6 protein-coding genes are annotated in these 7,761 nt (G+C 70.8%); 5 read left to right on the top strand and 1 reads right to left on the bottom strand.

The window, feature by feature from the left end; genetic code table 11:
- The 4 genes from lipB to AC08ON_RS12065 form a co-directional block, all read left to right on the top strand.
- Positions 1–859, top strand: an 859-nt coding sequence (lipB, locus tag AC08ON_RS12080; protein ID WP_476616980.1) for a lipoyl(octanoyl) transferase LipB, incomplete at its 5' end; no start/stop codon positions are given.
- 285 nt (positions 860–1,144) lie between these two features.
- Positions 1,145–3,073, top strand: a complete 1,929-nt coding sequence (locus AC08ON_RS12075; protein WP_476607454.1) for a serine/threonine-protein kinase — start codon at positions 1,145–1,147, stop codon at positions 3,071–3,073.
- 73 nt (positions 3,074–3,146) lie between these two features.
- Positions 3,147–3,782, top strand: coding sequence for an alpha-ketoglutarate-dependent dioxygenase AlkB (locus AC08ON_RS12070; protein ID WP_476607453.1), 636 nt, complete (start codon positions 3,147–3,149; stop codon positions 3,780–3,782).
- Positions 3,783–3,964: 182 nt separating this feature from the next.
- Positions 3,965–4,405, top strand: a complete 441-nt coding sequence (locus tag AC08ON_RS12065; protein ID WP_476607452.1) for an ATP-binding protein — start codon at positions 3,965–3,967, stop codon at positions 4,403–4,405.
- Positions 4,406–4,470: 65 nt separating this feature from the next.
- On the opposite strand, the gene AC08ON_RS12060 is transcribed toward AC08ON_RS12065, so the two are convergent.
- Entirely contained in the window at positions 4,471–5,682 is a 1,212-nt protein-coding gene (locus AC08ON_RS12060; RefSeq protein WP_476607451.1) for a sensor domain-containing phosphodiesterase, read from the bottom strand.
- Between the two features lie 292 nt (positions 5,683–5,974).
- Between AC08ON_RS12060 and AC08ON_RS12055 the strand changes: the two genes are divergently transcribed.
- Positions 5,975–7,177, top strand: coding sequence for a universal stress protein (locus tag AC08ON_RS12055; protein ID WP_476607450.1), 1,203 nt, complete (start codon positions 5,975–5,977; stop codon positions 7,175–7,177).
- Positions 7,178–7,761 lie beyond the last annotated feature (584 nt).

The raw sequence follows: 7,761 nt of genomic DNA, 5'->3' as shown, positions 1-7,761 counted from the left end.
GCGCGGGATCATCTCGGCCCGGACCGCCGGAACCCGGGCATACGGTGGAGAGGTGAATGCCGTGAACCCCGCGAATGCTATCGACCGGGTGGACGCCGTCGACGGGGTGGACGGCGGCCCGGTCCCGGGCCCGGTGACCTGGCCTGAGATCCTGCTGCGCCTCGACGACGATCTTGTCGACTACGAGGTTGCCATGGCACGGATGCGGGTGATGGTGCGGGAACGGATCGACGGCGTGCGGCCGGACACGCTGTGGTTCCTGTCGCATCCGCCGGTCTACACCGTCGGCAAGCGGACCCCGCCCGAGCACCGCCCGCTCGCGGGGCTGGGCATCCCGGTTCACGAGACCAACCGGGGTGGGCTGCTGACGTACCACGCCCCCGGCCAGCTGGTGGGCTACGTGATGTGTCATATCGGCGCGATGAACGCGGTGGTGCCGTTCCTGCGGCTGTTGGAGGCCCGGTTGGTGGACACGGTCGAGGCGCTCGGCATTCCGGCCGAGCGGCGGGACACCCCGCCCGGCTCCGTCGAGCTCACGGGCGTCTGGACCCGCCGGACCAACCGGAAGATCGCGTCCATCGGCCTGCGGTGCACGCGCAAGGTGACCAGCCACGGATTCGCGCTCAACGTCGACTGCGACATGCGGCCATGGACCTGGGCGACGCCCTGCGGCATGCCCGAGGTGGAGATGACCTCCGTGCAGCGGGAGCTGACCGACGCGGGGCGCGCCGTCCCGAGAATGGCCGAGGTCCGCGAGATCACCGCCGAGATGCTCGGCGCACGCAACGCCCCGCACCCCCCGGCGCCGAACCTGAGCTCGGGGGATCTGGGCACGGGGACCCGAGCCGGTCGAACCTGAGTGCGGGGGACCCGAGCCGGTCGAACCTGAGTGCGGGGGACCCGAGCCGGTCGAACCTGAGTTCGGGGGACCTGAGTTCGGGGGACCTGAGTACGGTCGGTGGCCCCTGGACCGTTATTTCCTCCCCTGAATTCGGCGGCCCCACGACGAGTGCGCGATCGGCGGCCTGGTAAGTCGGGATCAGGCCGACCGGGCCGACCGGGCCGGCGGGGAGACATCCACGGAACCCTCACTAAAGTAGCCGTCCAGAACGGACGGCACGGACGGGGAGGATCGGGGAGAACCGTGGTAGGCCATGCGGGACTGGTCGTCGCCGGCCGTTACCGACTCCAGGACCGCCTCGGGGCTGGCGGGATGGGGGCCGTCTGGCGGGCGACCGACCAGATGCTGCGGGTCGACGTCGCGCTCAAGGAAGTCTCGATCCCCGTCGACTCGACGCCGGGGGAGTGGACCGAACGGATCGCCCGCGCACGGCGGGAAGGGATGAACGCCGCCCGCCTTCGGGGTCACCCCGGGATCGTCAGCGTCCATGACGTGGTCGAGGACGGCGGGCTGCCGTGGATCGTCATGGACCTCATCATCCCGGCTCGGTCGGTAGCGGACCGGCTGCGGGGATCGGGCGGGCTACGGCCAGATGAGACAGCGTCGATTGGAGCGGCGGTCGCCGATGCCCTCGCCTTCGCCCACGCGAAGGGCGTCGTTCATCGCGACATCAAACCGGGCAACATCCTGCTGGCGGAGAGTGGCCGGGCACTCGTCACCGACTTCGGTATCGCCGCGCACAACGACGACAGTCGGATGACCGCCGCCGGAGTGGTCGGCACCATCGCCTATGTCGCTCCCGAACGGCTCGGCGGTCAGCCCGCGGACGGGCGTAGTGACGTGTTCTCCCTGGGAGTCACCCTTTACCAGATGGTGGAGGGGAGGTTACCGTTCCAGGCCGACACGACCGCCGGGCTGCTCAGCGCGATCCTGTTCGAACCGCCGCGCCCGACCGTGCTCGCCGGTCCACTTCGGCCGGTGCTGGATGCGATGCTCGAGAAGGACCCGGTAGTCCGGCTGGATGCCGCGGCTGCCGCGCGCGCCCTCGCCTCCCTCGCGGCCGGGGGACCGGCATCACCGGTACCATCGCCGGCACAGGTACCGACACCGCCGTTGCCGCGGGTACCTACGGTCTCGCGACCGGCAACGGCCCTGCTGCCGCCTGTCGGCGAGCCGGAGGCAGGCGGTTCGCGGTGGCCCGACTCCGGGACGCCTGGGGCGCCTGGGACGCTCGGGGCGCCTGGCCGTCCCTCAGGACGGGTGTGGCTCGTGGCCGGGACGTTGACAGCCGTCCTCGCGATCCTGGCCGGGGTGTTCCTCGCCCGCGGTGGTGTCGGCGCCCATCCGGGCAACGGGTCCCTGACCGGCACCGCGTCCGCGACGGTGGCCGCGACCGGACCGGAAGACGGCGTCCCGAGGGTATCGCCGTCCGCGGCCGCGAGCGGTGCGGGGAGTGGTGCCGCGAGCGGTGCGGGGAGCGGGGCGCGAACGAGTTCGGCCACTGCAGCAGGCTCCCCCCGACCGTCCCAGGAGCTCACCGTCGTGCCCTCCTTCTCCGCAGCCGCGCCCGGGGTGTCGCAGTACAGCGCCGACTATTACGCAACTCTCACCAGAAGCCGGCAGGACGGCTTCCTGCTGCGGGTCGGATTCGACGCGACCGGCCGTAGCGACCTGCGGGATCCGCGGACATCCTGCGTGCTGGTCTCGTCGGGTTCTCGCGAGCTCCGGCTGTTTCCCGTCCAGGCCGACGTGCCGGTGAGCTCCTCCGGACGGTACTCCGGAACACTGACGTTCTCGCTCGCGCTGCCGGGGAGCTACCGTTTCCGCTACTCGTGCCAGGCGGACTACTCGGCTGTGCTCCTCGGCACGGTGACGATGCCGTCGGTGGCGGTGAGCGTTTACGACGACAACTACTTCGTGAACGTGCTGGAGGTACGCGTCGGAGCCGGTCGGACGGTCGTGTTGTTCGCCGCAGCGGGAGCGGCGGACCTCCGGGTGCCGGTTACGTCGTGCCTTCGGTTGGAAAGCGGGATCCGTAGGCCTGTCGTGGAGCTGAAGACCTCGCGGAAGTCGCCGACGGGGGCGACGTACATCGGAACGATGCGGTTCGAGGGGACCCCGCCGGCTACCCTCGTCTATTCCTGCTCCGATTACTCGCCCGTCAACCTGTGACGGCCTTTGGGCCTTCGGGCCGGCAGGCTTGTCGCAGACCCGTCTTCGAACGTGTGTTTGGTAGTGTCGAAGCATGGAGATCGCGGCGTTCCAGGCCTCGTTGCTCGATGACGCCCCGGCGGTCGAGGTCGGTCCACTCGGGACGTCCGTCCGACGAGTCGGGCTCGCGCGGGGTGCGTGGGTCGATGTGCGGCCCCGCTGGATCGTTGGAGCCGACGTGCTCTTCGAGCGGCTGCGCGATCGTGTCCCCTGGCGGGCGGAGCAGCGGACGATGTACGACAGGGTCGTCGACATTCCCCGGCTGCTCGCCTTCTACGACGAGCGTGCGTCGCTGCCCGATCCGGCGCTCGGCGCGGCGAAGCGGGTCCTCGACGAGCACTATGCGGCCGAGCTGGGCGAGGGCTTCGCCACCGCCGGGCTGTGCCTGTATCGCGACGGGCGTGACAGCGTGGCCTGGCATGGCGATCGCGTCGGGCCGGGTGGGTTCCGCGACACCATGGTCGCGATCGCCGTTCTGGGTGCCCCGCGGGCGTTGCTGCTGCGGCCGCGGGGCGGGGGCGGCCCGACGATCCGGCACGACCTTGGCCACGGCGACCTGCTCGTGATGGGAGGCAGTTGCCAGCGCACGTGGGACCATGCCGTGCCCAAGACGGCGCGGCCGGTCGGGCCGCGGATCAGTGTTCAGTTCCGCCCGCGCGGCGTGCGCTGAGCTGGACCGTTCCCGCTTCGGTGGACCTCGCTCGGGCGTACGGGAAGAAGGCCCGGCGGGCGGCCCTGGCCCGGTACGGTCTCGATCGTTTCCTGCGGGACTGGGACGAGGTGCTCGCGCAGGTCACGGACTGAGCTCCGACATCTGGTTTATCCACATGATTGCAAGGAAATGTCTTTCACATGACGGGTAAACCGGAGCTGCCCGGCGAGTCGGGCGAGCCCGGCGAGCCATTGGACAGGTTCGTGCTGCCGCTCAGCCCGATCGCGCCCCGGCAGGCCCGGGTCCGGCTGGCCGCGGGCCTCGCCGGCACCGGCTTCGCGGCGGAGCTGACCGAGATCGTCGTGCTGCTCGCCAGCGAACTGGTCACCAACGCCGTCGTGCACGGCCGCGGTGAGCCGGTTCTGGAGATCCGGACAACCGACCACCAGGTGTGGGTCGGCGTCCAGGATCCGGACAGCCGCCTCCCGCAGGTGCAGCAGGTCGACACCGACTCGCTCGGCGGGCGGGGCATGCACCTGGTGGCCGAGCTCGCTGAGACCTGGGGCGCCGACGTCATCCCCGGCGACGGGAAGGTCGTCTGGTTCCGGCTGCGTCGGGAGAGCCCCGCCGTCGATGGTTGACCGCCGTCGATAGTTGACCGCCGCCACTGCGGCCGAGCGCGCCGGGGCTTACCTGACGGCGGGGCTTACCTGACGGCCTCGGGCAGGACGGGGGTGGGCGGGCCGAGAAGGAAGCCCTGGCCGTAGGGGATCGCGGTCTCCCGGGTGGCTTGGAGCTCGGCCGCGGTCTCGATGCCCTCGGCGACCACGCTGCCTCCGATCTCCTTGGCGACGTGCACCAGCCCGGCGGCCACGGCCCGCCGGGCCGGGTCGGTGTCGATGCCCTGGGTCAGGCAGCAGTCCATCTTGATGATCTCCGGTCGCAGCCGGACGAGCTGTTCCAGCCCGGCATAGCCGGTACCCACGTCGTCGGCGGCGATGCGGACGCCGAGCCGGCGCAGGTGCTCGATGTCGCGGTTGATTGCCGGAGTGTCGCCGATCCGTTCGTGCTCGGTGATCTCCACGAGGATGCGTTCGGCATCCTCGTTCATGATCATATCCACCAGGCCGGCCGAGAGGGTCGTCGCCGAGACGTTAATCGCGAGGATCATGTGCGTCGGCAGCCGGGGCAGCACGGCGAGCGCGCGTCGGACCGCGGCGAGTTCGAGATCGACGTTGAGGCCGACGGAGCCTGCCGCGGTGAACCACTGTGACGGGCTGCGGGCGTAGTCCGAGAACCGGGACAGCGCCTCCACTCCGATGATCTTTCCGTGTTCGAGGTCGAGCACCGGCTGGAAGGCGAGCGCGGGCCCCCCGCCGTCGATCACATGGCTGACGTCGCGCCAGACGCGGCTGCGGACCTCCCACATCCGGTGCAGGTCGGTCACGGAATCGCCGAGGATCTCCGCGATCATCCGCAGGAACCGGCCGTCGCGCGGCCGCAGGTGCGGATGCGGCCCGTGCCCGAGACAGCCGGCCAGGCCGTAGACGATGCCGTCGCTGTCGACCAGCGGCACGGCGGCGTAGGCCCCCACGTCGAGTTCGTCGACGACGGGCAGTCGCAGGATGCGCGGATCGGCTCGGGTGTCCGGGATGACGGTGGGAAACTCACCGGACAGGACGCGTCCGAACAGGGCGCTCTCGCGCCGAACGGTGGAGCCCGGGGCCAGCTGGAACGACGCGCCGTCCCCGTTGATGACCTGCACGACGAGGACGTCCGCCTCGATGCGACCGAGCCAGGCAAGATCCATGCCCAGATGGCGGCGCAGTATCCCCAGTAGCTCCACCACCGCCGTCGCCGGCTCGGGAACCTCGGCCTTCGGCCCGAGCACCGAGGCGGGGGTCGGACGGACCGACATCCGTACCACCTCCTCTCCTGGTGTTCCCTCGGGTTTTCCGCGCACACCCTGGTCGGCACCGAGATCTGTTACCGTTTCGTGACCGATATTGGGTTCTTCGTGAACGATATCGACCTGGTCATGAACGATATTGACCTGTTCATGACCGGCGTCCGCCACTGCCGGGAGATCCATCCACGGTCTCCCGTCTGTCTCCCCTCGCGCCCGTTGGCTCTTCGTGTTGTAGTAGACACGGGGTCGGGACGGATGCCTGCTCGGCGAGCGAGGATGCTCGGAGGGGAGGCGGTGTCGCGTGGCGGACATCGTGGTCGGGATCGACGGATCGACAGATGCCGAGCGCGCGCTGCGGTGGGCCGTGCGCGCGGGGCGTCGCTGTAGCGCGCGGGTGCGTGCCGTGCTCGTCTGGGCCGCGGCCGGCCCGTTCTGCACGCGGGTGAAGCCGCCGCCCGCCACCTCACCGGAGCATCCCCGCTGGACGGCCCAGTGGATGCTGCACGACGTCGTCAACCGGGTCCGCGAGGCCCAGCCCGACGCCTGGATCGTCGAGCGGACCGTGTACGGGAACCCGGTGGACACGATACTGACCGAGTCGGAGGGCGCGGTCATGCTCGTCCTCGGTGCCCGCGGCCGTGACCGGCCGCGCCGCCTGCCTGCCGGTTCGGTCAGCATGGCGTGCGTGTACGGGGCGTCGGCGCCGGTGGTCGTGGTCCACGGCAGGTCGGCGGAGCCGGCCGAGAGCGGGCCCGTCGTCGTCGGGGTGGACGGGTCCGCCTGCTCGTTGGCCGCGCTGCGGTGGGCCGCCCAGGAGGCGGCGCTGCGCCGGGCGTCGCTGCGCATCCTGCACGCCTGGGCGCCGCTGTCACCGGAGTGCGTTGTCCGGCTGGGACTCTGCGGTGCCAGGTCCGCCGGCGCGGTACCCACGGTGGGCGCCGGGGCCGTTCGTGCCGGGCCGGCTGGTGCGGCGTCGGCCGGGGCGGGGCTCGGCGACACGGATCCGGGCGGGACCGGATCTATCCGGACGGACCCGGGCGAAACGGGCTTCGCTCCGGGATTCGCCGGCCGTGGAGTTCGGGGCACGGCATCGGGGGGCACGGTACTCGATGATCGTCCAGGATTTGGTGACCCGGAGCCCGCCGATGCGGCGCTCGGCGGGTCGGCGCTCGGTGGTCCCGCGTTCGGTGCGACGGGATCCGGCGGAACGGCCCTCGTCGACGCCGCCCTCGAAGGCGCCGCGCGGGCCGTGCTGGACGAGGCGGTGCGCGTGGGTCTGCCCGAGCCGGGTGATCTCGATGTGCGCACGGACCTGATCCGCGGAGCGGCCGCGTCCAGCCTGCTGCGGGCCGCGGCGGGGGCGCAGCTCCTGGTCATCGGAGCCCGGGGCCGCGGCGGATTTGCCGAGCTGCTGCTGGGCTCCATCAGTTCACAGTGTGTGACACACGCCCAGTGCGCGGTCGCGGTCATCCGCACGCCCGGCAGTACGACGTGTAGTGATTAGCGCGACGTGTGGTGACTCCACCGCGGCGGACCTTCGACCCGGTGTGCGTCCCTTTCCCTCGGGTCGTGGGCTCTTGGGCCGCGAGCCGCGAGCTTTCGGGTCGTGGGCCGAGATCGACCGACCGTCAGCGCATGACTGAACAGGAGATCAGCGACATCGTCACCGTCATGGGCGACATCGTCACGGTCCTCGCTGAGGCCGACCCAGCTGACAAGGCCGAGATCTACACCCAGCTCGGGCTCCAGCTGATCTACGAGCCGGGAACCCACCGAGTGACCGCCGAAGCCCAGCCTCAAGAGATCATGTACGAACGAGAGTGTCCGAGGGGGGATTCGGCCACTACGCACACGCCCTTAACCAGCGCAGGCGTATACCGGTTGCCCGGCGAGCGGGCGACCGGTAACAGCCCGCGTGCCGGCCCTGCGTCACCGCCGCGCCGAACACTCATGCGCCCCCGGGATCCTGCCGGCCGGCTTGCCCGGCAACGCCCGGCAGACGCCGCTACAACCGGCCGAGATCGATCTTGACCGGGAAAGGTGCGGCAGCATCGACGGCGCCCGTGAAGACCTCAGTGCCACGGTACG

This window comes from Frankia sp. CoWAU3, from assembly GCF_977971855.1.
This window is presented reverse-complemented; position numbering and strand designations above follow the sequence as displayed.